Source organism: Lentzea sp. NPDC004789, from assembly GCF_053601075.1.
In genome coordinates, this window is sequence record NZ_JBSGBE010000007.1 from 422,099 (window position 1) to 445,572 (window position 23,474).

At 69.7% G+C, this 23,474-nt stretch carries 24 protein-coding genes; 17 read left to right on the top strand and 7 right to left on the bottom strand.

The features are described from left to right. Positions 1-16 precede the first annotated feature (16 nt). Positions 17-607, top strand: a complete 591-nt coding sequence (locus tag ACWEIJ_RS19595; protein ID WP_449838582.1) for a hypothetical protein — start codon at positions 17-19, stop codon at positions 605-607. After that, complete coding sequence (locus ACWEIJ_RS19600) at positions 604-1,260, top strand: hypothetical protein (protein WP_449838583.1); 657 nt, start codon at positions 604-606, stop codon at positions 1,258-1,260. Before ACWEIJ_RS19595 ends, ACWEIJ_RS19600 begins: the two co-directional genes overlap by 4 nt. 178 nt (positions 1,261-1,438) lie before the next feature. Here the strand turns inward: ACWEIJ_RS19600 and ACWEIJ_RS19605 are convergent, their stop codons facing one another. Continuing rightward, positions 1,439-1,789 carry a DUF1844 domain-containing protein gene (locus tag ACWEIJ_RS19605; RefSeq protein ID WP_449838584.1) on the bottom strand — a complete coding sequence of 117 codons (351 nt, stop codon included), beginning with the start codon at positions 1,787-1,789 and terminating at the stop codon, positions 1,439-1,441. A 276-nt stretch (positions 1,790-2,065) separates the two neighbouring features. On the opposite strand from ACWEIJ_RS19605, the gene infC reads away from it, so the two are divergent. The 4 genes from infC (at position 2,066) to ACWEIJ_RS19625 (ending at position 4,241) form a co-directional block, all read left to right on the top strand. Next, entirely contained in the window at positions 2,066-2,680 is a 615-nt protein-coding gene (gene infC, locus ACWEIJ_RS19610; RefSeq protein WP_355436521.1) for a translation initiation factor IF-3, read from the top strand. Between the two features lie 50 nt (positions 2,681-2,730). Then, the gene (rpmI, locus tag ACWEIJ_RS19615) at positions 2,731-2,925 is read left to right on the top strand and encodes a 50S ribosomal protein L35 (protein WP_086663968.1); all 195 of its coding nucleotides are present in this window, start codon (positions 2,731-2,733) and stop codon (positions 2,923-2,925) included. A gap of 75 nt (positions 2,926-3,000) precedes the next feature. Beyond that, positions 3,001-3,390, top strand: a complete 390-nt coding sequence (rplT, locus tag ACWEIJ_RS19620) for a 50S ribosomal protein L20 (RefSeq protein WP_112272480.1) — start codon at positions 3,001-3,003, stop codon at positions 3,388-3,390. Next, positions 3,387-4,241: a TrmH family RNA methyltransferase gene (locus ACWEIJ_RS19625; protein WP_449838629.1), complete on the top strand. Its 855-nt coding sequence runs from the start codon at positions 3,387-3,389 to the stop codon at positions 4,239-4,241. The genes rplT and ACWEIJ_RS19625 overlap by 4 nt, the downstream gene beginning before the upstream one ends. Here the strand turns inward: ACWEIJ_RS19625 and ACWEIJ_RS19630 are convergent. Continuing rightward, positions 4,229-5,368 carry a cytochrome P450 gene (locus ACWEIJ_RS19630; RefSeq protein ID WP_449838585.1) on the bottom strand — a complete coding sequence of 380 codons (1,140 nt, stop codon included), beginning with the start codon at positions 5,366-5,368 and terminating at the stop codon, positions 4,229-4,231. The two genes, ACWEIJ_RS19625 and ACWEIJ_RS19630, sit on opposite strands and share 13 nt — an antisense overlap. A gap of 58 nt (positions 5,369-5,426) precedes the next feature. Here ACWEIJ_RS19630 and ACWEIJ_RS19635 point away from each other — a divergent pair, with 58 nt between their 5' ends. Beyond that, positions 5,427-6,374, top strand: coding sequence for a S41 family peptidase (locus tag ACWEIJ_RS19635; RefSeq protein ID WP_449838586.1), 948 nt, complete (start codon positions 5,427-5,429; stop codon positions 6,372-6,374). Here ACWEIJ_RS19635 and ACWEIJ_RS19640 read toward each other — a convergent pair whose 3' ends face one another. Together ACWEIJ_RS19640 and ACWEIJ_RS19645 are read right to left on the bottom strand one after the other, a co-directional pair. Next, positions 6,375-9,083 carry a hypothetical protein gene (locus ACWEIJ_RS19640; protein ID WP_449838587.1) on the bottom strand — a complete coding sequence of 903 codons (2,709 nt, stop codon included), beginning with the start codon at positions 9,081-9,083 and terminating at the stop codon, positions 6,375-6,377. It abuts the gene before it with no gap. Then, entirely contained in the window at positions 9,080-10,831 is a 1,752-nt protein-coding gene (locus ACWEIJ_RS19645) for an HSP90 family protein (protein WP_449838588.1), read from the bottom strand. Before ACWEIJ_RS19645 ends, ACWEIJ_RS19640 begins: the two co-directional genes overlap by 4 nt. 135 nt (positions 10,832-10,966) lie before the next feature. On the opposite strand from ACWEIJ_RS19645, the gene pheS reads away from it, so the two are divergent. From pheS to ACWEIJ_RS19680, 7 genes are all read left to right on the top strand, one after another. Beyond that, on the top strand, positions 10,967-12,034 hold the full coding sequence (gene pheS, locus ACWEIJ_RS19650) for a phenylalanine--tRNA ligase subunit alpha (protein ID WP_355436536.1): 1,068 nt from the start codon (positions 10,967-10,969) through the stop codon (positions 12,032-12,034). Between the two features lie 5 nt (positions 12,035-12,039). Further along, a complete protein-coding gene (gene pheT / locus ACWEIJ_RS19655) occupies positions 12,040-14,517 on the top strand; it encodes a phenylalanine--tRNA ligase subunit beta (RefSeq protein WP_449838589.1) in 2,478 nt (825 codons plus the stop codon). A 221-nt stretch (positions 14,518-14,738) separates the two neighbouring features. Then, positions 14,739-15,182: a hypothetical protein gene (locus ACWEIJ_RS19660; protein WP_449838590.1), complete on the top strand. Its 444-nt coding sequence runs from the start codon at positions 14,739-14,741 to the stop codon at positions 15,180-15,182. 3 nt (positions 15,183-15,185) lie between these two features. After that, positions 15,186-15,575 (top strand): hypothetical protein, encoded by a 390-nt coding sequence (locus tag ACWEIJ_RS19665; RefSeq protein ID WP_449838591.1) that lies wholly within the window; start codon positions 15,186-15,188, stop codon positions 15,573-15,575. After that, positions 15,572-16,033: a hypothetical protein gene (locus tag ACWEIJ_RS19670; RefSeq protein WP_449838592.1), complete on the top strand. Its 462-nt coding sequence runs from the start codon at positions 15,572-15,574 to the stop codon at positions 16,031-16,033. Before ACWEIJ_RS19665 ends, ACWEIJ_RS19670 begins: the two co-directional genes overlap by 4 nt. Next, positions 16,033-16,374: a hypothetical protein gene (locus ACWEIJ_RS19675; protein WP_449838593.1), complete on the top strand. Its 342-nt coding sequence runs from the start codon at positions 16,033-16,035 to the stop codon at positions 16,372-16,374. Before ACWEIJ_RS19670 ends, ACWEIJ_RS19675 begins: the two co-directional genes overlap by 1 nt. A 281-nt stretch (positions 16,375-16,655) precedes the next feature. After that, complete coding sequence (locus ACWEIJ_RS19680; protein WP_355436554.1) at positions 16,656-17,153, top strand: hypothetical protein; 498 nt, start codon at positions 16,656-16,658, stop codon at positions 17,151-17,153. Positions 17,154-17,156: 3 nt separating this feature from the next. Here ACWEIJ_RS19680 and ACWEIJ_RS19685 read toward each other — a convergent pair whose 3' ends face one another. Beyond that, positions 17,157-17,825, bottom strand: a complete 669-nt coding sequence (locus ACWEIJ_RS19685; protein WP_449838594.1) for a DNA alkylation repair protein — start codon at positions 17,823-17,825, stop codon at positions 17,157-17,159. A 74-nt stretch (positions 17,826-17,899) separates the two neighbouring features. Here ACWEIJ_RS19685 and ACWEIJ_RS19690 point away from each other — a divergent pair, with 74 nt between their 5' ends. After that, positions 17,900-19,279 (top strand): glycosyl hydrolase family 28 protein, encoded by a 1,380-nt coding sequence (locus ACWEIJ_RS19690; RefSeq protein ID WP_449838595.1) that lies wholly within the window; start codon positions 17,900-17,902, stop codon positions 19,277-19,279. A gap of 20 nt (positions 19,280-19,299) precedes the next feature. Next, the gene (locus ACWEIJ_RS19695; RefSeq protein ID WP_449838596.1) at positions 19,300-20,304 is read left to right on the top strand and encodes a hypothetical protein; all 1,005 of its coding nucleotides are present in this window, start codon (positions 19,300-19,302) and stop codon (positions 20,302-20,304) included. Here the strand turns inward: ACWEIJ_RS19695 and ACWEIJ_RS19700 are convergent. Then, positions 20,261-21,313: a 2OG-Fe(II) oxygenase family protein gene (locus ACWEIJ_RS19700; protein ID WP_449838597.1), complete on the bottom strand. Its 1,053-nt coding sequence runs from the start codon at positions 21,311-21,313 to the stop codon at positions 20,261-20,263. The genes ACWEIJ_RS19695 and ACWEIJ_RS19700 overlap by 44 nt on opposite strands. Positions 21,314-21,396: 83 nt before the next feature. Between ACWEIJ_RS19700 and sthA the strand changes: the two genes are divergently transcribed. Further along, a complete protein-coding gene (gene sthA, locus ACWEIJ_RS19705) occupies positions 21,397-22,812 on the top strand; it encodes a Si-specific NAD(P)(+) transhydrogenase (RefSeq protein ID WP_449838598.1) in 1,416 nt (471 codons plus the stop codon). Here sthA and ACWEIJ_RS19710 read toward each other — a convergent pair. After that, the gene (locus ACWEIJ_RS19710) at positions 22,799-23,440 is read right to left on the bottom strand and encodes a response regulator (RefSeq protein ID WP_449838599.1); all 642 of its coding nucleotides are present in this window, start codon (positions 23,438-23,440) and stop codon (positions 22,799-22,801) included. The two genes, sthA and ACWEIJ_RS19710, sit on opposite strands and share 14 nt — an antisense overlap. Positions 23,441-23,474: the final 34 nt, after the last annotated feature.

Sequence of the window (23,474 nt, forward strand, 5' to 3'; positions counted from 1 at the left end):
TGGCAACATCCCGCGTATGAAGTGGTACGCGGACAGACCGGGCAGGCTCACGCGTCAGCTGATCGCCGATCTCCTCGCCGTGGCGTGGGTGGCGGTCTGGATCTGGGTGGCCACCACCGCCCACGACTGGGTGCTCGAACTGAGAGCGCCCGGCGACGGCCTGGTCAACGCGGGCGGCGACATCCGCGACGCCTTCACCAACGCCGCGAGCAAGGCCAAGGGCGTGCCGTTCGTGGGCAACGACCTGGCGGGGGCGCTGGGCAACGGCACCAAGGCGGGCGAGACGCTCATCGGGGTCGGCAACACCCAGATCGGGGTGGTGCAGGACACCGCGTTCTGGCTCGCCGTGGCCCTCATCGCGATTCCCGTGCTGTTCCTGCTGATCACCTGGCTGCCGCTGCGGCTGCGGTACGCGTTGCGGGCCGGCACCACGGCGAAGCTCCGCGACAAGCCCGACCTGCTCGCGTTGAGAGCGCTTACCGGCCTGAAGCCGAGAGAGCTCGCGAAGTTCCCCGGCGATCCCGCGGTCGGCTGGCGGACCGGGGACACCGACGTCATCGACGAGCTGGCCAAGAGGCAGCTCGCGGCACTGGGGGTGCGGGCATGATCGCGCTCGCGGTGATCGCCGCCGTCGTCGCGATGTGCGCCGTGGCCGTCTCGCTGTGGCAGGCGAAGGAGGCGAAGCACGCGCAGGACGCCGCGCAGAACGCCCAGGAGGCCGCGAGGCAGGCCCAGGAGGAGGCGCAGGCCGCGCGCAGGGCCGTCGAGCAGGCCGCGACGAGCGCGTTGCAGGCCAGGACGGCGCTGGACGAGTCCAAGAAGGCGCTGGAGGAGTCCAGGAAGGCGGCCGCGCTGGCCCAGGAGGCGGCGGAGGCGTCCCGGATGCTCGCGGACGAGGCGCAGTTCACCGCCCAGCAGGCGACCCAGCAGGTCAACGAGCTGACGGAGACCGTCGCCGCGGAACGCATGAGGAGAGGCATGCCGACGTTCGCCATCACGCCCGGCGCGCCCGACGAGTTCCGGCTGAGCTACTTCGGCGGGCCCGCGGTCATCGAGCAGCTCACGGTGTCGGTGGTGCCGGGCAGCCGGGTGCTGGGCCTGTCCCAGCACAACGAGCCCCCGGCCGAGCACCTGGACGTCGGACCGCTCTACAACGGTTCGGCCATCACCTTCCGGGCGGCGACCGGGCAGCGGGCCAGCGCGGTGTTCCAGGTCAGGGCCGAGCCGTGGGAGCCGGTCGTCGTGCGGGCGGACCAGTGAGTGCGGCTCGGTGAGAGCGGCTCAGTGAGCACGGGCCAGCGCGGTGTGCCAGGTCAGGGCCGAGCCGTGGGAGCCGGTCGTCGCCGGAGCCGACCTGCGAGAGCGCCCAGCGCGGTGCCCCAGGCCATGGCCGAGCCGCCGGAGCCCGTCGTCGTCCGAGCGGCTCGGCGAGAGCGGCTCAGTAAACGGGACCGGTGTACTTCTCGCCAGGCCCCTGACCCGGCTCGTCCGGCACGACCGAGGCCTCGCGGAACGCGCGCTGCACGGACTGCAGGCCGTCCTTGAGCGGCGCGGCGTGCGGGCCGAGGTACTCCGACGAGGCGGTGACCAGACCGGCCAGGGCGGTGATCAGGCGGCGGGCCTCGTCCAGGTCGCGGCGCGGGGAGCTGTCCGGGTCCGGGTCGGCGAGGCCGAGGCGTTCGGCGGAGGCGGACAGCAGCATCACGGCCGCCCGGCTGATCACCTCGATGCTCGGGACATCGCCCAGGTCGCGGATGCTGTCTTCGAGAGGCTCGGTCACGGGCACCATTCAAGCAAGCCGACGTCACAGGCCCGCGATTCGGGGGTTGACAACGGCGTCTGCTACTATTTCCGACGCGACCAGCTCTCGTTGATGCGAGAGCGGCAAGTGGAGCCCCGCTCCCACCCGCGTTCACCGCCTCAAGAGGTGGCCGGGTCCGGTCCTCCTGGCAACAGGGCACACGGGTGCCCAGGTGTTCAGGTTTGCGATCGGTCGGAAGCGGGCCCTGTCGTCATCGACGACGGGGCTCTTGTTTTTGGCGCAAACGAGTCGCAAAGGACGTGAATGACAAGTCCCTCGAACCGAGGTGCTCCCGCGAGCACCGAGCCGCGCATCAACGACCGCATCCGCGTGCCCGAGGTCCGTCTGGTCGGACCGAACGGCGAGCAGGTCGGGATCGTTCGCATCGAGGACGCACTCCGACTCGCGCAGGAAGCGGATCTGGACCTCGTCGAGGTCGCCGCGCAGGCTCGACCTCCGGTCTGCAAGCTCATGGACTACGGCAAGTTCAAGTACGAGACCGCTCAGAAGGCTCGTGAATCTCGCCGCAACCAGCAGCTGACCGTCATCAAGGAGCAGAAGCTCCGGCCGAAGATCGACCCGCACGACTACCAGACGAAGAAGGGCCACGTGGCCCGCTTCCTCTCGCACGGGAACAAGGTCAAGGTGACCATCATGTTCCGCGGTCGCGAGCAGTCGCGCCCCGAGCTCGGTTACCGGTTGTTGCAGAAGCTGGCGGAGGACGTCGCGGAGCTGGGCTTCGTCGAGTCCAACCCCAAGCAGGACGGCCGCAACATGATCATGGTGTTGGCGCCGCACAAGAACATCAAGGCGCGTCCGGTCAAGCAGGAGCAGGACGACGTCGTCGAGGCCGACGACGCCGCCGAAGCCGCCGAATAAGGACGCATGGCCGCCCCCGACCCGGTGGGTAGCACGAGACGGAGACGGAAATGCCGAAGAACAAGACGCACAGCGGGACCTCGAAGCGGTTCAAGGTCACCGGCAGCGGCAAGATCCTCCGGGAGAAGGCCGGCAAGCGCCACATCCTGGAGAAGAAGTCCAGCAAGGTGACGCGTCGCATGAGCGGCACCGCGGTCGTGTCGGAGAACGACGCGCCGCGCATCAAGAAGCTGCTCGGTCTCTGACCCGCTTCGACATCCCCTAGCTAATTCGGGAACGGACCCCGACTCCGTTCCCCATGAGATCGACAGGATGGACCCGTGGCACGCGTCAAGCGGGCTGTGAACGCCCAGAAGAAGCGCCGTACCACCCTTGAGCTGGCCAGCGGTTACCGCGGTCAGCGCTCGAGGCTGTACCGCAAGGCCAAGGAGCAGGTGCTCCACTCGCTCAACTACGCGTACCGCGACCGCCGTGCGCGCAAGGGCGACTTCCGCAAGCTGTGGATCCAGCGGATCAACGCCGCTGCCCGCGCGAACGGCATGACCTACAACCGTCTCATCCAGGGTCTGCGCCTGGGCGGCGTCGAGGTCGACCGCAAGATCCTCGCGGACCTCGCCGTCACCGACGCCACCGCCTTCACGGCCCTCGTCGAGATCGCCCGCAAGGCGCTCCCGGCCGACGTGAACGCTCCGGCCGGGGACCAGGCCTGAGCCAGCAAGCTCGCGACAGCGCTCATCGAGCGAGGCGACCCGAGGCAGCTCCGTTCACCGAACGGACGCCTCGGGTCGTTGCCGCTCGCCACCTGACCCGCCGCCAGGGCCGTGACAAGGCAGGCCGCTTCCTCGTCGAGGGAGCCCAGGCCGTGCGCGAGGCGCTTGCCTGGCGGGGCGGCCAGGTCCACGAGCTCTTCGTCACGGCGACGGCCGCGGAACGCAACCCCGAGCTGCTCCAGGCGGCCTCGGACGAGGGCATCCGGATCAGCGACGTCACCGACAAGGCAGCCGCCTCGCTGTCGGAAACCGTGACGCCCCAAGGCCTCGTCGCGGTCTGCGACGCCGTCCCGCAACCGCTGGACGCCGCGTTGCGGGGCACCCCGCGTCTCGTCGCCGTGCTGTACGGCGTCTCGGACCCCGGCAACGCGGGCACCGTCACGCGCGTGGCCGACGCGGCCGGCGCGGACGCGGTGATCTTCGCGGGTGACACGGTCGACCCGCACAACGGCAAGTGCGTGCGCGCCTCCACCGGCTCGCTCTTCCACCTGCCGATCGCGCGTTCCCGTGACGCCGCAGAGGTTTTCGCCGCCTGCCGCACCGCCGGTCTGCGGCTCGTCGCCGCCGACGGCTACGCGAAGGACGACCTCGTCGAGGCGTCGGTCAGGGGCGAGCTGACGCAGCCCACCGCGTGGGTGTTCGGCAGCGAGGCCCACGGCCTGCCCGACGACGTGGTGGCATCCCTGGACACCTCGCTGAAGGTGCCGTTGTACGGGGCCGCCGAGAGCCTCAACCTCGCGACGGCCGCCGCGGTCTGCCTGTACGCCTCGGCGCGGGATCAGCGCAGCTGAACGGGAAGTGACTCGATGCCACGGGTCATCTTCCCTCCGCTCCACTGTGGACGGAAGCCGGGCGCGAGCCGGTAGTCCGGCATCAGGCTGAGCACCTCCTCTGCGACGATCCGCATCTCCAGCAACGCGAGATGCTCGCCCACGCACCGGTGCACGCCGTACCCGAACGCCAGGTGCGGGTTCCGTTCGCGCGCGCAGTCGAACTCGGCGGGCCGCTCGAACACCGCCGGATCGTGGTTGGCCGCGTTGAGCACCGCCAGCACCCGCCGCCCGTCGGGCACAGAGGTCCGCGCGATGCCCACGACCGGCGACTCGATCCGCAGGCACTCGTCGACCATCCGCGGGATCAGCGAAGGCTCCTCGAGAACCCGTGAGCGCAAGCCGTCCACGGTCGCCAGGAAGTAGAGCATCGCGCTGAGCCCGTGCACGGTCGTCTCGTGCCCGGCGATGATCAGGAACACGAACATCCCGATCTGCTCCTCCGCCGACAGCGGCCGCCCGTCCACGATCCCGTCCGCGATGGCCAGCGCCACGGTGTCCGCGCCCGCCGCGCGCTGCCGTTCGAGCTGATCGGCGATGTACTCGCGGAACTCCCGCAACGCCAGGTCGCCGTCCTCCCGCTCGCCGGTGCGGGCCGCGAGGAACAGCCGGTCCACCCACCCGAGGAACAACGAGCCGTCCTCCGGTGGCATGCCGAGGATCAACGCGATCGCGGCCGGCGGCAGGTAGTGCGCGAGCGCCGGCACCAGATCGGCAGACCCCTGCGCCAACAGCTCCTTGATCCGGTGCCGCACCAACGTGCGCAACGTGTCGTCGTACTGCGCCACGGCCGTGCGGGTGAAGTGCCGCTGGAGGATCTTGCGGTACATCGTGTGCAGCGGTGGGTCGAAGTCGATCGGCGGCTTCCCGGTCATGGTGAGCCGCGGGATGGCGATGCCGTCCGTCGAGCTGTAAGTGCCGTGGTCGCCCAGAATCTGCTTGATCGTGTCGTAGGTCAGCGCCGCCGTGAACCCGCCGTGCTTCGTGGAGTGCACGACGGGACATTGCGCGCGCAGGCCGGCCAGCACGTCGTTCAACGGGTTGGCCAGCAACGGATCGATGTGGTCGAACTGCCAGTCGGGATGCACGTCCTGGTCACGCCGAAAATCCCCTCGCGGTTCGCGGCGCGTCTCGTATCGTGTGCCGGTGCGCGAACCCGAGATCGAACTCCTGTGCTCCCAGCTCGCTTCCTACTACGTTTTTCCTGACATCGCCGACGACATCGCCAAGATCTTGCGCACCCGGCTGGCCGAGGGTGCTTACTCGGACGTGGCCGACGAGGCGTTCGCCGCGCTGGTCACCACCGACCTCCAGAGCGTCAACGGAGACAAGCACCTCCGCCTGCTGTACAGCCACGACGAGGTCCCGGAGACCGGTCAGGCCTCGGCCTGGGACCCGGTGGCCTACCAGGAGGAAGCCGAGCTCGACGCGTTCGGCATCGCCAAGGTCGAACGCCTCAAGGGCAACGTCGGCCTGCTCGACCTCCGCCTGCTGCACGGCGCCGAGATCGCCACGCCCGCCTACACCGCGGCCATGAACCTGATCGCCCACACCGACGCGCTGATCATCGACGTGCGCAACAACCGGGGCGGCGACCCCCACACCGTGGCGTTGATCTGCAGCTACCTGTTCGACGAGCCCGTGCACCTCAACGACATCTACAACCGCCCGGACGACATCACCGTGCAGTTCTGGACGTTGCCGCACGTGCCGGGCCCGAAGTTCGGCGGCAAGAAGCCGATCTACGTCCTCACCAGCAGCCGCACGTTCTCCGGTGCGGAGGAGCTGAGCTACAACCTCCAGCAGAACGAGCGCGCCACCCTGATCGGCGAGACCACCAGGGGCGGCGCCCACCCCGGCGACCGCTACCGGGTCGGCCCGCACCTCAAGTCGTCGATCCCCAACGGCCGCTCGATCAACCCGATCTCGGGCACGAACTGGGAAGCCGTCGGCGTGGTCCCGCACCTCGCGGTGCCCGAGGAGGAAGCGTTCGACGTCGCCTACGAGAAGGCGCTCGAACACGTGCTGACCCTGGGCGACGACGGCCCCCGCCGCACGATCGCGGAGGCGGCCGCCGAAGCCCTGAAGTCCTGATCAGTCCAACCGGGCGGTGAGCTCTCGGACCAGCGGGTCGGTGCCGGACGGCTTGTTCTGGCGCCGCAACGCCTCCGAGAGCACCGACAGCACGTTGCCGACCAGGTTGTCGTCGGGCAGCAGCGATGCCGCCCGCCGCGCCTCGGCCTCCGCGCCCTCGGGATCGTCCGCCCCGAGCAGCACGGTCGCACCCCGCAGCACGATGAACACCCGCCAGCCCGCGTCGCCCAGCGACACCACCAGCGCCTCCGCGTCCCGGTAGTGCTTCACGGCCAGCGCGAACTCGCCGGCCTGGCCGTGCACCCAGGCGCGGATCGCCAGGATCTCCGCCTGCCGCCGGGTGAGCTCGTGCGGGTCGTCCAGCGACGGCAGCAGCGCCTCCGCCTCGTCCACCGCCGCGCGGGTCTCCGCGATCTCGTCCTCCGGCAGGGCGGAGGCCAGTTCGACCAGCGACCCGACCGCCTCGGAGATGTTGCCCTCCTGCTGCCACAACGCGGCGGCCGCGCGCCAGGACGCCGTCGCCTCGTCGTGCTTGTCCATGCGGCCCTGCACCGACGCCAGCGCGTCCAGCAGGAACGCCCGTCTGCCCACCTCTTCCGGTGGCAGCAGGGCGGAAGCCTCGCGCAGGTACCGCTCGGCGGCCGGGAGCTCGCCGAGCTTGCGGCACACCTGCCCGAGCCGGAACACGACCTGCAGCCGCAGGTCCTCCTGACCGTCCTGCAGCAGCCGCAACGACTCCTCGAGCACCTCGGCGGCCTCGACGAACCGGTCGGTCTGCACGTACCCGCCGCTCAGCGCGAAGCAGAAGTGCGCGGTGTGGCCGGGGGAGAGGTGCACGCGCGAGATCGCGACGGCCTCGCGCAGGTCCGCGAGGCAGGCCGCCTCCTGGTCCAGCTCCTGGATGGACGCCACCTGGTACCAGCGCGCCTCGGCGGCCTCCGGGAGCGGGAACGCCGCGACGAACTCGCGTGCCGTCGCCATCGCCTCTGGGACGCGGCCCAGCAGGGTCTCCAGCCGCAACCGCAGCCGGTAGCCCTCGAACCGCGCGCTCACCGGTAGCTCGCCCGCCATGGCCGCCACGACGTCCGCGTGCGCGCCTTCGAGGTCCTGTTGACGCGCACGGTGTTCCGCCGCCTCGACCAGGACCCGGCCGCGCAGCTCCGGAACGTCCAAAGAGGACGCCAGGGCGATCATCTCGCCGGCCCGGTCGTGGTCGTGCGCGTCGTCGAGCAGCTCGGCCAGGGTCAGCGCCGCGACCGACCGCGTGAAGTCGGACTCGGCCTCGGCCAGGCACCGTTCGGCGAGCTCCTGGCCGCCTTCCAGCCCGATCGCCAGCCTGGCCCGGTAGCGCAGCGCGTAGTCGTGCGGCAGCGCGCCGAGCAGCTCCTCGAACGCCTCCGGGTCGAACGGCACCAACCCGGTCGTCATCCGCCGGACACCGGCGTGCGCCGCGAGATCGGGTGGCAGCAGGGAGTCCATGTCCGCGGGCAGCGAGTCGAGCATCCGCCGCGCCCGCACGAAGTCGCCCTGCTCGTACAGCGTCACCATCGTCTCGGCGATCTCCACCGGGTCGCCGGACACGACGGACTCCTCGGCGGGCGCCGCAACCGGCGCCGGCGCCGACGGCACGGCCAGCTCGACGGGGGAGTAGTCCTTCTGCGCCAACGCCTTCGACACCCGCTCGACCCACGCCGGCGACCCGTTGCGCTCGTCGAACGCCTTGGCCAGCTCCAGCGCCCGCGCCGAAAGGCGATCGAGCAGCTCCGCGGCCGTCAACGAGCCCACCGACGGCACCTCGAACACCGTGTCCGCCGGAAGCCGGTGCAGCAGAACGGAAGCGCACTCGGCGAACGACATCTCGTCGGCGGGCAGCTGCGTGGCGGTCATCTTGTGCAGCGACCGGCGCAGGATGTCCTCGCCGCGGGAGAGGTTGCCGGTCAACGCGCAGAACCGGATGTGCTCGTGCACGTACGACGTGATGTCGTCGTCCTTGATCAACCGGTATGCGGTCGTGTGCGCGTGCGCCGCCCGTTCGGCGTCACCGATCTCCAGCAACGGCCACAGCAGCGCGGTGAGGATGCCCTGCGGCTGCGTGGCGCAGTTCGTGTTGCCGGACAGGCCTTCCCAGCCGTGCGCGGCGGCTTCGGAGAACCGGCCGAGCCGCGCCAGCATCCAGACCTGTTCCTCGGCCACGCACGCGTCGCAGTCCGCCATCGGGCCGGACTCGGTGGCCAGGTACTTGCCGAGGTGCTCGGCCAGCCCGGCCATGTCACCGACGTGGTAGGCGTACTCGGCGCGCGCACCGTGCACCGGCTGCACCGAGAACCCGAGCCGCCCGTAGCGGTCGGCGAGCTGCCCGATCACCGCCTTCAGCTGGTCCAGCGAGAACCGCGGGTCGCGGCGCAGGCCGGTCGCGATCCACTTGTGCGACCAGTTCAGCGAGTGGATCTCGTAGTCGTTGAACGCCTCGGGGTCCTTCTCCTCGGCGGCGCGGGCCCACGCGAACGGCGCCAGCATCAGGTCGTAGCGCGACAGGTAGTAGGCCGAGTCGATCATCGCGATCCGGCACGACACCCCCAGCGGCAGGTGTCCGACCGCGTCGGACATGCGCGCGGCACGTTCCAGCGCCTCGTGCTTCGGCATGCCCGTCGGCATGTTGTAGGCCTCGACGAACGCTCTTTCGGCGTCCTCGGCGGTGAAGTCGGTCATCGTCCCCCCACAGCACGGTCCAGAAGTTCCAGGAACGAGCGGTTCAGCGCCGCCGTGTCCTTCGGTCGCATCGCCCGCCGAGCCTGCAGAACGGCGTGCACGTACAGAGATTCCAGGGTCAGCTCCACCAGATCCGGGTCGGTCAGCCGCGCCAGCCGCTGCACGAGCGGGTTGCGGCAGTTGAGCACCAGCTGTTCCGGGCGGGACGTGCCGGTGTCGGCGGTGAGCTGTCCCAGCAGCTCCGCCCACAGCGGATCGGTCACCTCCTCGGCGGTCTGCTCGGTGTCGAGCTTGCGCTGCTGCTCGGCGTTGGTGATCAGCAACGCGGGCAGCGAGACCGGGTCGAAGTCGCGGATCACCGCGTCGCAGTCGTGCCGGTCCAGCGCCGCCGCGCCCTCGGCGAGCCGCAGCCGCAACGCCGTCTCGACGTCCGGCTCGGGATCGGCCAGGGCCGCGAGCAGCTCCGACGGGGCGACCCGGCGCGCGACGGACGGACCGTCCAGCGCGCTCAGCCGGTTCAGCAGCTCCAGGTCGTAGGCGTACCCGGCGTTCACCAGGCCCAGCCCCTGCGCGGCCGCGACCGGCGCGAGCTGGTGGAACTCGTCGACGTCCGGGATGTAGAGGACCGCGCCGTGCTTGCGCCGGAACTGCCGCAGCGGAATCGCGCCGTCGGTGGTCTCGAACGGCAGCCACCGCTCGACCAGCCGCAGCATCTCGTCGTCGGACCGCGCCAGCGACTTGATCCCCAGGTGGTGCGCGGCGAGCAGCTCACCGGCGCGGCGCGGCTCGATCGCGTCCAGCCGGATCAGCCAGTCGCGGATCTGCTCGCCCAGCTCCTCGCGCACCGCGAGCAGCATCTCGTCCTGGTACAGCGACTCGCGCGACGCCGTCGGCCGGATCGCCGACGCGTCGACCACGCACCGCACGAAGTAGGCCCAGTCCGGCAGCAGTCCCTCGACGTTGTCGCCGACCAGCATCCGCTTCAGGTACACCCGGTGCGTCTGCCGCGTCCCGGGATGCACGCCGGACGGCAGCACGAACGCGACACCGGTCAGCCCGGCGGCCTCGACCTCGATCGGGATCGCCTCGAACGGCGTGAACCCGAAGATCTGCTCGCAGTACCCGGAAAGATCCGCGTCCTCGTCATCCCACGGCCGTTCACCGCGCGTCACGACTGTGCCGTCCAACGTCACGGTGGCGGGCAGCAGATCGCCGTAGTCGGTCACCAGCGGCCGCACGACGTCCGCCTCCAGCCAGTGCTCGTTGCCGTGCGACGCGGTGAGCACCACGGTCGTCCCGACCGGCACGTCACCGTCCAAAGCGGAAACCGTGTAGCTGCCGGAGGAATCGGCTTCCCACCGCACGCCCGGACCACCGCGCGCGGACCGGGTGATCACCGTCACGGACGAGGCGACGAGGAAGCACGACAGCATGCCGACGCCGAACTGGCCCAGGAAGCCCTCCCTGGCGAACCCCAGGTCGTCGCGCTTGGACGTGCGGCCGAGCGTCGACAGCAGCTCGTGCACCTCGTTCTCGGTGAGCCCCACCCCGGTGTCGGTGATCCGGAGCTCGGCGCCGCAGGTGATCGTCACCTCGGCCGGGCAGGACGGGTCGAGCTCACGCCGTGCCGTGATCGCGTCGACGGCGTTCTGCAGCAGTTCCCGCACGTAGACGCGAGGACTGCTGTACAGGTGGTGGCTGAGCAGGTCGATGATGCCGCGCAGGTCGACGCGGAAGGTGTGCGACATGATGCCGCCCATCCTAGGGAGGGACCAGGGGCCGCTGCCGCTCTTTAACGCCAACGCCGCAGAGTGGTCAAGACCGCCTCCACTAGGATCAGCCTGTTGATTACCGAAGTCCGCGACGGGAGCTGTCCGAAAACCATGTCCGGAGCCAACGACCCGTACGACCCCAAGGAGGTCGCGGCGCTGTCGGCCGAGAACCTCGACGCGGCCGTGCAGAAGGCGCGCGAGGCGTTCGCCGGAGCTGCCGACCTCGAGGCCCTGGCGGCGGTCAAGCCGGGTCACCTCGGAGACCGGTCGCCCGTGCTGCTGGCCCGCCGCGAGATCGGTGCACTGCCGCCCAAGGCGAAGGCCGAGGCGGGCAAGCGGGTGAACGAGGCGCAGTCCGCGATCAGGACCGCGTTCGACGAGCGCCACGCGGTGCTCCAGGTCGAGCGCGACGAGCGGGTGCTGCGCGAGGAGACCGTCGACGTCACGCTGCCGTGGGACCGCTTCCCCCGCGGCGCGCGCCACCCGATCACCACCCTCGCCGAGCGCATCGGCGACGTCTTCGTGGCCATGGGCTACGAGATCGCCGAGGGCCCCGAGCTCGAGACCGAGTGGTTCAACTTCGACGCGTTGAACTTCGGCAAGGACCACCCCGCCCGCTCGATGCAGGACACGTTCTACATCGCGCCCGCCGACTCCGAGCTCGTCCTGCGCACCCACACCTCGCCGGTGCAGGCGCGCACGCTGCTCGACCGCGAGCCGCCGGTGTACGTGGTGTGCCCCGGCCGCACGTTCCGCACCGACGAGCTCGACGCGACCCACACCCCGGTGTTCCACCAGGTCGAGGGTCTCGCGGTCGACAAGGGCCTGACCATGGGCCACCTCAAGGGCACGCTCGACGCGTTCGCCCGCGCCATGTTCGGCGAGGACTCGAAGACCCGCCTGCGCCCGAGCTTCTTCCCCTTCACCGAGCCGTCGGCCGAGGTCGACGTGTGGTTCCCGGAGAAGAAGGGCGGCGCCGGCTGGGTCGAGTGGGGCGGCTGCGGCATGGTCAACCCCAACGTGTTGCGCGCCTGCGGCGTCGACCCGGACGTGTACTCCGGCTTCGCGTTCGGCATGGGCCTGGAGCGGACGCTGCAGTTCCGCAACGGCCTGCCCGACATGCGCGACATGGTCGAGGGCGACGTCCGCTTCACCCAGCCTTTCGGAACGGAGGCCTGAGCCGGATGCGAGTCCCGGTCAGCTGGCTGGTCGAACACCTGGAGTTCGACGAGACCCCGACGCCCGACGAGCTCGCCGAGGCGTTCACCCGCATCGGCATCGAGGTCGAGGAGGTGAGCCCGCTCGGTCCCGTGACCGGCCCGATCGTCGCCGGTCGCGTCGTCGCGATCGAGGAGCTCACCGAGTTCAAGAAGCCGATCCGCTACTGCGAGGTCGAGGTCGGCCCCGAGCAGGTCAACCACATCATCTGCGGCGCCACGAACTTCGTCGAGGGCGACTCGGTCGTCGTCGCGCTGCCCGGCGCCGTGCTGCCGGGCGGCTTCGCGATCGCCGAGCGCAAGACGTACGGCCGCGTGTCGCAGGGCATGATCTGCGCCGCCGACGAGCTCGGCATCGGCGACGACCACTCCGGCATCCTCGTGCTGCCCACCGGCACCGCGCAGCCCGGCGACGACGCGCTGGAGCTGCTGGGCCTGGGCGACACGGTCATCGAGCTGGCGCCGACCCCGGACCGCGGCTACGCGTTCTCGGTCCGCGGCCTGGCCCGTGAGATCGCGTGCGCGCTCGACGTGCCGTTCGGCGACCCCGGTGTCGTCGAGATCCCCGAGCCCGAGGGCGAGGCGTGGCCGGTCCACATCGAGGACCGCACCGGCTGCTCGCGGTTCGTCGCACGCCGCGTCACCGGCGTCGACCCGACCGCACCCACCCCGTGGTGGATGCGCCGTCGCCTGATGCTCGCCGGCATGCGCTCGATCTCGTTGCCGGTCGACGTCACGAACTACGTGATGCTCGAACTGGGCCAGCCGCTGCACGCGTTCGACGCCGCGGCGCTGTCCGGCGCGCTGACCGTCCGCCGTGCCGTCGCCGGCGAGAAGCTGACGACGCTGGACGACGCGGTGCGCGCGCTCGACCCCGACGACATCGTGATCGCGGACGACTCCGGCGTGATCTCGCTCGCCGGTGTCATGGGCGGCGCGTCCACGGAGGTCCGGGACGACTCCTCGGACATCCTGCTGGAGGCCGCGAACTGGGACCCGGCGTCCATCGCGCGCACGGTCCGCCGGCACAAGCTGCCGTCCGAGGCCGCCAAGCGCTTCGAGCGCACGGTCGACCCCGCGCTGGCCCCGGTCGCGCTGGAGCGGGCGGCGAAGCTGCTCAACCACTACGCCGAGGGCCAGATCAAGCCGGGCCGCACCGACGTCGGCGTGCCCGCGCTGCCCGAGCCGGTGTCGATGCCGATCGACCTGCCGGACCGGGTCGCGGGCGTCCGCTACGCGCGGGGCGTCACGGCCCGCCGCCTCGGCCAGATCGGCTGCCAGGTCTCCGTCACGACCTCCGACGACGGCCAGACGATCGTCACGGCCGTGCCGCCGACGTGGCGCGCCGACCTCGTGCAGCCCGCCGACCTGGTCGAGGAGGTGCTGCGGCTGGAGGGCTACGACACGATCCCGTCCACGCTGCCGCCCGCCCCGGCCGGTCGTGGTCTGACCGAGCAGCAGCGCCGGCGCCGCACGGTGTGGCGCACGCTCGCCGAGGCCGGTTTCGTCGAGGTGAAGCCGTTCCCGTTCATCGACCCGTCGGTGTTCGACGCGTTCGGTCTCGCCGCGGACGACGTCCGCCGCAACACCGTCGGCGTGCTGAACCCGTTGGAGGCGGACAAGAACGTCCTCGCCACGACCCTGCTGCCCGGTCTGCTGGAGACGTTGCAGCGCAACCTGGCCCGCGGTGCGAAGGACGTCGCGCTGTACAACATCGCGCAGGTGACTTTGCCGCGCGCGCAACAGGTTCCGGTGCCGTCGCTCGGGGTGGACCGCCGGCCGACCGAGGCCGAGGTCGCCTCGATGCTGGCCGCGCTGCCGCAGCAGCCGTTGCACGTCGCGGGTGTCCTCACCGGACATCGCGAGCTCGCGGGCTGGTGGGGCAAGGGCCGCATCGCCGGCTGGTCGGACGCGGTCGAGGCCGCCCGCCGCGCCGGTGAGGCGTACGGGGTGACCCTGCGCGTCGTGGCCTCGGACCTGCTGCCGTGGCACCCCGGTCGCTGCGCGGAGCTGCGCGTCGGCGACTGGCCGGTCGGCCACGCCGGTGAGCTGCACCCGAAGGTCGTCGAGGCGCTGGGCCTGCCCAAGCGGACCGTGGCGTTCGAGCTCGACCTGGACGCGCTGCCGCTGGAGGACCACCGCCCGGCCCCGACGGTGTCGGCGTACCCGCCGGTGCTGCTGGACGTCGCGCTCGTCGTGGACGCCTCCGTGCCGGTGCAGTCGGTGTCCGAGGTGCTCGGCGCGTCCGCGGGTGAGCTGCTGGAGGACATCCGCCTGTTCGACGTCTACACGGGCGAGCAGGTGGGCGAGGGCAAGAAGTCGCTCGCGTACTCCTTGCGGTTCCGCGCGCCGGACCGCACGCTGACGGTGGAAGAAGCGACGAGTGCTCGCGATGTGGCCGTCAAGGCCGCCGGCGAGCGTTTGGGTGCATCTCTCCGCGCTTAGTCGGTTACACTTGGTGAGGCCCGGGATTCTTCGGAATCTCGGGCCTTTTCCGCGTCATGAGCATCCTGACCTGGCGTCCGCGTGGGCGCGAGTACCGATCGATGCGGTTTGACAACAGTGCCGGGCAGGTCCCGTTTCTCGTGTCTTGTGCACGCTGTGTAGTGATTGAAGGTTCTCCAAACTTTGAGGCGTCCCACCACGGATCACCTCAGGAGAACGAAATGCGCAAGCGCACCGCAGTCATCGCAGCAGTCGCCGTCGTCGCGGTCGGCGGAGGTGTCGCCTACGCGGCCTGGTCCAGCACCGGCTCCGGTACCGGCACGGTCACCTCCACCACGAGCGCCAACTCGGCGATCACCCCGGTCAGCGGCTCGGGCCTGTACCCCGGTGTCACGGTCGACGTCGTCGTCAGCATCGACAACCCGAACAGCTACCCGGTGAAGGTCACCTCGATCGCCGACAGCTCGTCCAGCGTGAACGGCGGCTGCGCGGCCGGCACCGTCACCACGAGCTCCACCGGTACCGACTTCACGCCGGTGGTCGCCGCGCACGGCAGCCAGCAGTACACCCTCAAGGCCAAGATGAACGCCGACGCCGCCGAGGCCTGCAAGAGCATCACGTTCACCGTGCCGCTGAACGCTCAGCTCGTCTCCGCCGCGAGCTGATCGATGCGCCGCGCCCTGATCGTGCTCGCCGTGCTGCTGGTGCTCGCACCGGCGTCCAGCGCGGCGGAGAGCCCGGCGAAGGCGTTCACGATCGCGGACGTCGGCACCGCGACGGGGTTGGTCCCCGGTGGGACGGTGATCCGGAAGGTCCGGGTCACCAACCCCGGCAACCAGGACATCCTCCTGACCCGGCTGGACACCGCGGTCGGACGGCCCTCCCCGAACTGCCCGGCGAACGCCGTGACCGTCGCACCGCCGGCCACCCAGATCGTCATCGCCAGGAACAGCCACACCGACGTGCCGCTGACCGTCCGGATGACGGCCTCCGCCCCGGACGGCTGCCGCAACCTCACCTTCCCCCTCACCTACTCGGGAACGGCCATCAAGCCATGATCAGCTTCAGGGAACTCGTCCGACGGCGGTACGTCCGCCGAGGCGTCATCGTCTTCGCGGTGATGACGACCGCGCTGGGCTCGGGGGTCGCCTACGCGGCGTGGACGAGCTCCGGCAGCGGCAGCGCCACCACGAAGGCGGGCACCGCACAGGCTCCGGTGGTGTCGGGCGGCGCCGTCACCACCGGTCTGCTCTACCCCGGCGGCACCGGCGACGCGGTCGTCACGGTGTCGAACCCCAACCCGTACCCGGTGATCGTCACGACCGTCGCGCCGAACGGTCCCGCCACGTGCGGCGTGACGTTCAGCCAGCGCTCACCCGGTACGGCACTGGCCGCGAACAGCGGTCCGGTCGCCATCACGCTGACCGGCGCGGTGACGATGGGCTCCAACGCGGCGAACACCTGCCAGGGCGCGTCGATCGACGTCCCGGTCCTCGTCACGATCGCGAGCGCGTGATGCGTGCCGCGATCGCCGGAGCGGCCGTGCTGTGCCTCGTCGCGGCACCGGCCGCCCAGGCGGCCTGGCAGAGCTCCGCGCCGGGCACGGGTAACGCCAAGGCCCTGCTGCTCGCCTCGCCCGCACCGATCACGTGCACGGCGCGGACGGTAGAGTGGCGAGCTGCAGGCGGTCCGGTCCAGTACCGCGTGTGGTTCAACGGAGGCAAGAGCCCTGATGTCACCACGTCCGACACGAAGACCGCCGCGCCGGGTTCCGGTTCGGTGAGCGTCCGCGTCGAAGCCTTCGTGGGGACCTCCTGGACCGTGGAGTCGAGCACGGCCGGAAAGATCTGTTCCTGATAATTCGCTCGATCGGTTGAATCCCCGACATCGGGATTTGGAATCAAACCAGCAGGTGGTAGCCCTGCGTAGCTGTCAAGGTGCCAAAAGTCCCTGATTACAAGGGGAGATCGGCGCCCGTCGGACGCTTGCGCAGTACGTGAAGCTTCTCCAAGATTGTCGACGCGGCCCGCTGGGCCGAGGGGCGAAGCGATGAACCACCGGGCGAGTCTGGTCGCCGGTCCGGTGGGGAGCTAGAGGCGAACCCACCGCCTGGAGCAACAACTCTGGAGAGTTGCGCCATGCGTAGTCTGGGTCCGCGCCTTGAGATCGCCGTGTCGTTGACGATTCTCATGGTCGGAGCGGCCGTCGTGGCGGCCATGCACCTGACGTGGCCAGACCCGGAGCGGCCGGCCATGGCGTACTCCGTGAGCAGCGGCGAGTCGGACATGCAGCAGCTCAAGCCGTTCGAGATCAACGACATCTCGGGCGCACCGGTGGAACTGCGACCGGGTGCCGTGGGTGAGCGCAAGGTGCGGCTGTCCAACCCGAACCCCGTCGACATCATCGTCGAGAGCCTGTCCGCGATCCCCGGTCAGCCGCTCGACGCCACCCAGCAGCGCGTCGAGGGGTGCCCTGCTGGAGTGCTGACCGTCGTGCCGCTCACGGACGTCGTGGAGATCCCGGCCGGGGGTGCGGTCGAGGTCGGGATGAAGGTCGAGGTCGCCAAGGACGTCCCGGCCGCGTGCGCCGAGCTGGTCTTCCCGCTCACGTACTCGGGCCGCGCGAAGCACGGCTAGGGGCTAGAGGTGCTTCAGCGCCTCACGCCGTGACAGCGGCGACAGGCCTGGCCGCGCCTCGACGAACGACCGCACCCATCCCGGCTCGGTCTTCGCGAACTGCCGCAGCGCCCACCCGATCCCCTTGCGCAGGAAGAAGTCCCGGTCGTCGATGTTGGCGTCGACGCACGCGGTCAGCAGCTCGACGTCGGTGGCGTCCTTGGCCCCGAGCTGGCAGATGATCGACGTGCGCCGCCGCCACCTGTCCTCATCGGTCGACCACTTCAGCATCTGCGGCCGGATCACCTCCGGCGACGACCGCAGCAACGGCCCGATGAGGCGGGACGCGATCTCGTCCACGAAGTCCCACCAGGCGCCGGTCACGATCATCTCATCGAACCACGGCATCAGCTCGACGGTCTGGAAACGGCGATCTCCGCTCAACGACAGCGCGACGTACCGCTCCTCGCGGTAGGTCGCCTCCCGCCACAGCGTCTGCACGACGTCGAGCCACTCGTCGCGGGACTGCAGCCGGGGCAACGACTTCAGCAGCGCCACCCGTCCCGGCTTGGGCACGCCGGCGAAGGGCATGTCCGACTTCATGTACGCCTGCATCTCCGGCGCCTTCACCGGATCCGCCAACTCCTGCAACCCGGCGCGGACAGCGGCGAGGAACGAATCCTTGGGAGTCACGCCAAGACGGTATACGCTGGCCCTCGCGCCGCCGCTGAAAACGTTTGCAGCCCATGAGTGCAGCGGAGGCGGAAATGGCTGGTTCCCGGCGTACCTTCCTCAAGGCGTCCGGACTGGTGGCGGCTGGGATGCTCGTCCACGGCACAGCGCACGCGGATCCGTGGGACGACGTCGACGCGATCCTCGCCCGCATCAAGCCGCCGACGTTCCCGGCGCGCGACTTCGACGTCACCGCGTACGGCGGCAAGGCGGACGGCAAGACCGACAACACCGCCGCGTTCCGCAAGGCCGTCGAGGCGGCGAACGCGGCAGGCGGCGGCCGGGTGGTGGCCAAGGGCGGCACGTTCCTCACCGGCGGCATCACCTTGCTGAGCAACGTGAACCTGTTCGTGGACAAGGGCGCCAAGCTCCTCTTCAGCCCAGACCCTCAGAAGTACCTGCCGGTGGTCGAGACCAGGTGGCAGGGCATCGAGTGCCTGAACCACCAGGCGTTCGTGTACGCCAACAAGGCCACCAACATCGCGGTCACGGGCGGCGGCACGCTCGACGGCCAGGGCCAGACCTGGAAGTCGTGGGGCAGCGGCGGATCCGACTGGACGCAGCTGCAGAAGTGGGGTGTGGACGGCACCCCGGTCGCCCAGCGCAAGCTCGGCGACGGCCACAAGCTGCGACCGAACCTGATCCAGTTCGTGTCCTGCGAGAACATCCTGATCAGCGGCATCACGATCGAGCGCCCGCCGATGTGGAGCGTGCACCCGGTGAAGTCGCGCAACATCACCGTCGAGGGCGTCACGATCAACAGCCGCGGCGGAGGCGGCAACAACGACGGCGTGGACCCGGAGTGCTGCACCGACGTGCACATCAAGGACTCGACGTTCAACACCGGCGACGACTGCATCGCGATCAAATCCGGCCGCGACGTCGACGGGCGCCGCGTGAACATGCCCGCGCAGAACATTGTGATCGAAAACAACAAGTTCGTGTTCTCCAACCGCGGCGCGATCTGCATCGGCAGCGAGGCGTCCGGCGGCGCGCGGAACATCTACGTGCGCAACTGCGTCGTCAACCAGGCGAACGCCTCGGACCAGTTGTGGTACGCGGTCTTCATCAAGACCGGCAAGTACCGCGGCGGCGTCATCGAGAACGTCCACTTCCGTGACGTCACCGCGAACAAGCTGACCAAGTCCGCGATCCTGATCACGTTGAACTACAGCGGTTCCGGCAACTCCGGCCCGGTCGTGAACCCGGTCGTGCGCAACCTGACGTTCGAACGGCTCACCGTCGCGGGCTCAAAGGAGTACGCCGTTGAGATCGATGGCCTACCGGCGTCCAAAGTGACCGGCGTCGTCGTGTCGAATTCGAAGTTCACCTCGATCGCCAAAGGCGGCAACAAGCTCACGAACACTCAGAACATCACTTTTCCCGGCACCACTGTGAACGGAAAGCCTGCTTGATCGGTCTACGATTCCCGTTCATGCGCGTGCTCATGGTTGTGGCGGCGCTCGTGCTCACCAGCATGGGCGCCACCAGGGCGGACACGGTGGACTACCTGGATCTGCCGCTGTCCAACGGAAACGGCGAACAACGGGGTGGGGTGCACCCCGACCTGCCGTACGACCGGGCCGTGCTGGAGGCCGCGCTGAACCGCCATCGCGCCAAGGGCGTTGCGCCGACCAGGTTCCAGGCCCTGCTGTGGCAGTACTGGATCGTGCGCGCCGCCGAGGACGCGGGCGTCACGCTGGCCGACTGGGACCCGCAGCGCGGCGCGGAGGCCAACCGCGCGGTGATCTTCGCCGTCTACGACTTCTACGCCAGGCTCTACCTGCAGCACCCGGACACGTTGCGGTGGATGGGATTCGCGAACATCGGCGCGCCCGCGTTCGCCGCCGGCATGCTCGACTTCGGCACGGTGCCGGAGCTGCGCTGGTTCTCCTCGATGCTGATGTCCATGCAGAAGCACATCTTCATGGACCTCGGCGCGATGCACGCCGCCTACCTCCACGGCGGGGTCGAGGCCGTGGAGGAGATGCGCGCCGCGGGGATCATCGACCCGGACACCACCGCTGCGTGGGCCGAGCCGGCGCGGGCGGTCATGGCGTTCTCGTCCCGCGAGCAGAACCTGGTGATCGCCGACCAGTTCGACCGGATGCGGTCGAGGTTGCTGCCGCCCGGCGAGGTCGTCACGTACGCGATCACCGTTGCCGGTCCGATGCCGGTGCCGGGAGGCAGGACGCCGGCGCAGTACCGGCCGTTGTTCGGCGGTCCGCTGCCCGCGTTCAACTACGCGGACCGGGTGGCCCGCTGGGACTTCCTCAGCCACGACACGGTTCCCGCCTACGAGCGGTTGTCGAAGGACACCGTGGAGAAGATCGTGCGGCGGCCGTTCGCGGACCGCGTCGCGGAGTACCGCGCCGCGGCCCGCCTGCTCGACCTGATCATCCCGTTCGGGACCGACGAGCCCCAGAACGGAGTTCGCTGAGCACGGTGAGCCGGTCCTCGTCGAGGATCCGCCTCGTGGTGACGCGGTCGGGGTAGCAGCGCATGAACATGTTGGTGAAGTGCGTGCCGTAGTGGATCACGTCGTCGCCGTCCGGGTCGTCGAGCGGGCGCACGACGGCCTCGAAGTTCGGTTCGTGGAAGTACGCCATGGTGAACCGCTCGCGCGTGTTCAGCAGGACCTTGTGCGGGGTCGAGAGCAGCTTGCCGCCGGTGAGGAACTGCAGGATGTCGCCGGGGAACACGGTGAAGACGTGCTGGACCGGCTCGACGAACGTCCAGCCCTCCGCGTCCTGGAAGCACCCTGCGGCGGACTCGTCGGGCAGCCAGTTGCGCGGCCGCTGCTCGCCCTCGATCGGCGGACGGACGTAGAGGCCGCCGACGTCGTCCTGCGCGGCCAGGACGAGCATGCCGTAGTCGGTGTGGGCGCCGATGCCGCGGTCGGCCGCGTCTGACCTGGTGGGGAACCTGAGCACCCGCATGTGGTGCCAGCCGTCGGCGGTGAGCCTGGTGAACGTGTCGAGGTCGAGGCCGAAACCCAGTGCGGTGAGCTTCAGGATCTTCTCGCCCGCCGTGCCGAGCATCGCCATGAAGTTCCGCATGGCGTCGCGGTAGAGGTCGTCGGGCCACGGAACCGGTCCGTGGCACGGCCATTTGCCGACGACCCGCGAGTCGTCGAGCGGAACGTCCTTGCAGACGGTGAAGATCTCCGAGTAGTCGGCGACACCGTCGGTGACCTCTTCTCCGGACGCGATGTAACCGGCGTAGGTCAGGTCGCTGACCAAGCGCGACTTCTCCTCCAGGGACAGACCGTGGAAGAACCTTCTGCTTGCTGCCATGGCTTCTGCTGTCGTGCGGTCCTGCGTCGCGTCCGTCGCGATCTGCAGGATCCCGTCGGCCTGCCAGGCCTCGATCAGCCCGCGGCCGAGCTCGACGTCGTCGTCCGAGCCGGTGACGCTCTCGGGCAGACGGAAGGTGCGAAGTTCGGTCATGGCCCAACGAACGAACCTTGTCGCCGAAGGGTTCATTTTTCTTTCAGGGGTGGAATCGGATCCGTCTTAGTAGGCTGACGGCCATGACGTCGTACGACTACGACCTGATCGTGATCGGCTCTGGTCCCGGTGGCCAGAAGGCCGCGATCGCGGGTGCGAAACTGGGCAAGCGCGTGGCGATCATCGACAAGCAGGAGATGGTCGGCGGCGTCTGCGTGAACACGGGCACGATCCCGTCCAAGACGCTGCGGGAAGCCGTGCTGTACCTGACGGGCATGAGCCAGCGCGAGCTGTACGGCGCGAGCTACCGCGTCAAGCAGGACATCACGATCTCCGATCTGATGGCCCGCACGCAGCACGTGATCGGCCGGGAGGTCCAGGTCGTCCGCGCGCAGCTGCACCGCAACGGCATCGACCTGCTGAACGGCTTCGGCCGCTTCGTCGACCCGCACACCGTTGCGGTGGAAGGAAGTCACCGCGGCGACCGGACGACGATCAGCGGTGAGTACATCGTCATCGCGACCGGCACGACACCGGCGCGTCCGTCCGTGGTGGACTTCGACGAGGAGCGCATCCTCGACTCCGACGAGGTCTTCGCGCTGACCGAGATCCCGTCGTCGCTGGTGGTCGTCGGCGCCGGCGTGATCGGCATCGAGTACGCGTCGATGTTCGCCGCCCTCGGCTGCCGGGTCACGGTCGTCGAGCAGCGCGAGCGGATGCTGGACTTCTGCGACCCGGAGATCGTGGAGTCGCTGAAGTTCCACCTGCGCGACCTCGCCGTCACGTTCCGCTTCGGCGAGAAGGTCGTGAACGTCCAGGTGTCCGAGGGCGGCACCGTCACGCAGCTGGCCTCCGGCAAGCGCATCCCGGCCGCCGCCGTCATGTACTCGGCGGGCCGGCAGGGCACCACCGAGCACCTGGACCTGGCCGCCGCCGGCCTGGAGGCGGACAACCGCGGCCGGCTCTCGGTCGACGAGCACTACCGCACGCCGGTCGAGCACATCTACGCCGTCGGTGACGTGATCGGCTTCCCGGCCCTGGCCGCGACGTCGATGGACCAGGGCCGCCTGGCCGCCTACCACGCGTTCGGCGAGCCGGTGCACGAGCTGACCGCGTTGCAGCCCATCGGCATCTACACGATCCCCGAGATCTCCTACTGCGGTGCCACGGAAGCCGAGCTGACCTCGTCCGCGGTCCCGTACGAGGTGGGCATCTCGCGCTACCGCGAGCTCGCGCGCGGCCAGATCGTCGGCGACGCGTACGGCATGCTCAAGCTGTTGGTGTCCACTGTGGACCGCAAGATCCTCGGCGTGCACGTGTTCGGCACCGGCGCCACGGACCTCGTGCACATCGGCCAGGCCGTGATGGGCTGCGGCGGCACGGTCGACTACCTCGTCGACACGGTGTTCAACTACCCGACGCTGTCCGAGGCCTACAAGGTCGCCGCCCTGGACGCCACCAACAAGATCCGAGCACTGGACCGCTTCACGAGCGGGTGAGCCCGGCGTCGTGGGCGACGATGGCGGCCTGCACGCGGTTGGCGCACTCCAGCTTGGGCAGAATCCGGCTGATGTGCGCCTTCACCGTGCCGGTGGCCAGGTACAGCCGCTCGCCGATCTCGGTGTTGGACAGCCCTTCCCCGACCAGCTTGAGCACGGTGCGCTCGGCGTCGGTGAGCGTGCCGATCTTCCGGCGCGCTTCGGCCCCGTCGTCCGGGGCGGTGAGGTGGCGCTCGATCAGGCGCTTCGTGATCTGCGGGGCGAGGATCGGCTCACCGTTCGCCGCCTTGCGGACGGCGTTGATCAGCTCCTGCGGCGGCGTGTCCTTGAGCAGGAAGCCGGTGGCGCCGACCTTGAGCGCCTGGGCCACGTAGGAGTCCTCGCCGAACGTCGTGAGCATGACGACGTTGGCCCTCTTGGCGATCTCCTCCGCGGCCTTGAGGCCGTCGCCGCCGGGCATGCGGATGTCGAGCAGCGCGACGTCGACGGTGTGCCGACGGGTGAGCTCGACGGCCTGCTTGCCGTCGCTCGCCTCGGCCACGACGGTGATGTCCGGGTCGTTCTCCAGGATCAGCCGGATGCCCGCGCGCATGAGCGTCTCGTCGTCGGCGATGAGGACTCGGATCACGGTGGTCCACCCTAGGCGGTCACGGCTGGGTTGC

Excerpts from the sequence above, each read along its gene's own strand:
- ACWEIJ_RS19640 (WP_449838587.1), bottom strand. The coding sequence starts at position 9,083 with ATGACCGACTTCACCGCCGAGGACGCCGAAAGAGCGTTCGTCGAGGCC.
- sthA (WP_449838598.1), top strand. The coding sequence starts at position 21,397 with ATGACGTCGTACGACTACGACCTGATCGTGATCGGCTCTGGTCCCGGT.
- rpmI (WP_086663968.1), top strand. The coding sequence starts at position 2,731 with ATGCCGAAGAACAAGACGCACAGCGGGACCTCGAAGCGGTTCAAGGTC.
- infC (WP_355436521.1), top strand. The coding sequence starts at position 2,066 with ATGACAAGTCCCTCGAACCGAGGTGCTCCCGCGAGCACCGAGCCGCGC.
- ACWEIJ_RS19675 (WP_449838593.1), top strand. The coding sequence starts at position 16,033 with ATGCGTGCCGCGATCGCCGGAGCGGCCGTGCTGTGCCTCGTCGCGGCA.
- ACWEIJ_RS19690 (WP_449838595.1), top strand. The coding sequence starts at position 17,900 with ATGGCTGGTTCCCGGCGTACCTTCCTCAAGGCGTCCGGACTGGTGGCG.
- ACWEIJ_RS19670 (WP_449838592.1), top strand. The coding sequence starts at position 15,572 with ATGATCAGCTTCAGGGAACTCGTCCGACGGCGGTACGTCCGCCGAGGC.
- ACWEIJ_RS19600 (WP_449838583.1), top strand. The coding sequence starts at position 604 with ATGATCGCGCTCGCGGTGATCGCCGCCGTCGTCGCGATGTGCGCCGTG.
- pheS (WP_355436536.1), top strand. The coding sequence starts at position 10,967 with ATGTCCGGAGCCAACGACCCGTACGACCCCAAGGAGGTCGCGGCGCTG.
- ACWEIJ_RS19595 (WP_449838582.1), top strand. The coding sequence starts at position 17 with ATGAAGTGGTACGCGGACAGACCGGGCAGGCTCACGCGTCAGCTGATC.
- ACWEIJ_RS19700 (WP_449838597.1), bottom strand. The coding sequence starts at position 21,313 with ATGACCGAACTTCGCACCTTCCGTCTGCCCGAGAGCGTCACCGGCTCG.
- ACWEIJ_RS19660 (WP_449838590.1), top strand. The coding sequence starts at position 14,739 with ATGCGCAAGCGCACCGCAGTCATCGCAGCAGTCGCCGTCGTCGCGGTC.
- pheT (WP_449838589.1), top strand. The coding sequence starts at position 12,040 with ATGCGAGTCCCGGTCAGCTGGCTGGTCGAACACCTGGAGTTCGACGAG.
- ACWEIJ_RS19695 (WP_449838596.1), top strand. The coding sequence starts at position 19,300 with ATGCGCGTGCTCATGGTTGTGGCGGCGCTCGTGCTCACCAGCATGGGC.
- ACWEIJ_RS19645 (WP_449838588.1), bottom strand. The coding sequence starts at position 10,831 with ATGTCGCACACCTTCCGCGTCGACCTGCGCGGCATCATCGACCTGCTC.
- ACWEIJ_RS19605 (WP_449838584.1), bottom strand. The coding sequence starts at position 1,789 with ATGGTGCCCGTGACCGAGCCTCTCGAAGACAGCATCCGCGACCTGGGC.
- ACWEIJ_RS19665 (WP_449838591.1), top strand. The coding sequence starts at position 15,186 with ATGCGCCGCGCCCTGATCGTGCTCGCCGTGCTGCTGGTGCTCGCACCG.
- ACWEIJ_RS19680 (WP_355436554.1), top strand. The coding sequence starts at position 16,656 with ATGCGTAGTCTGGGTCCGCGCCTTGAGATCGCCGTGTCGTTGACGATT.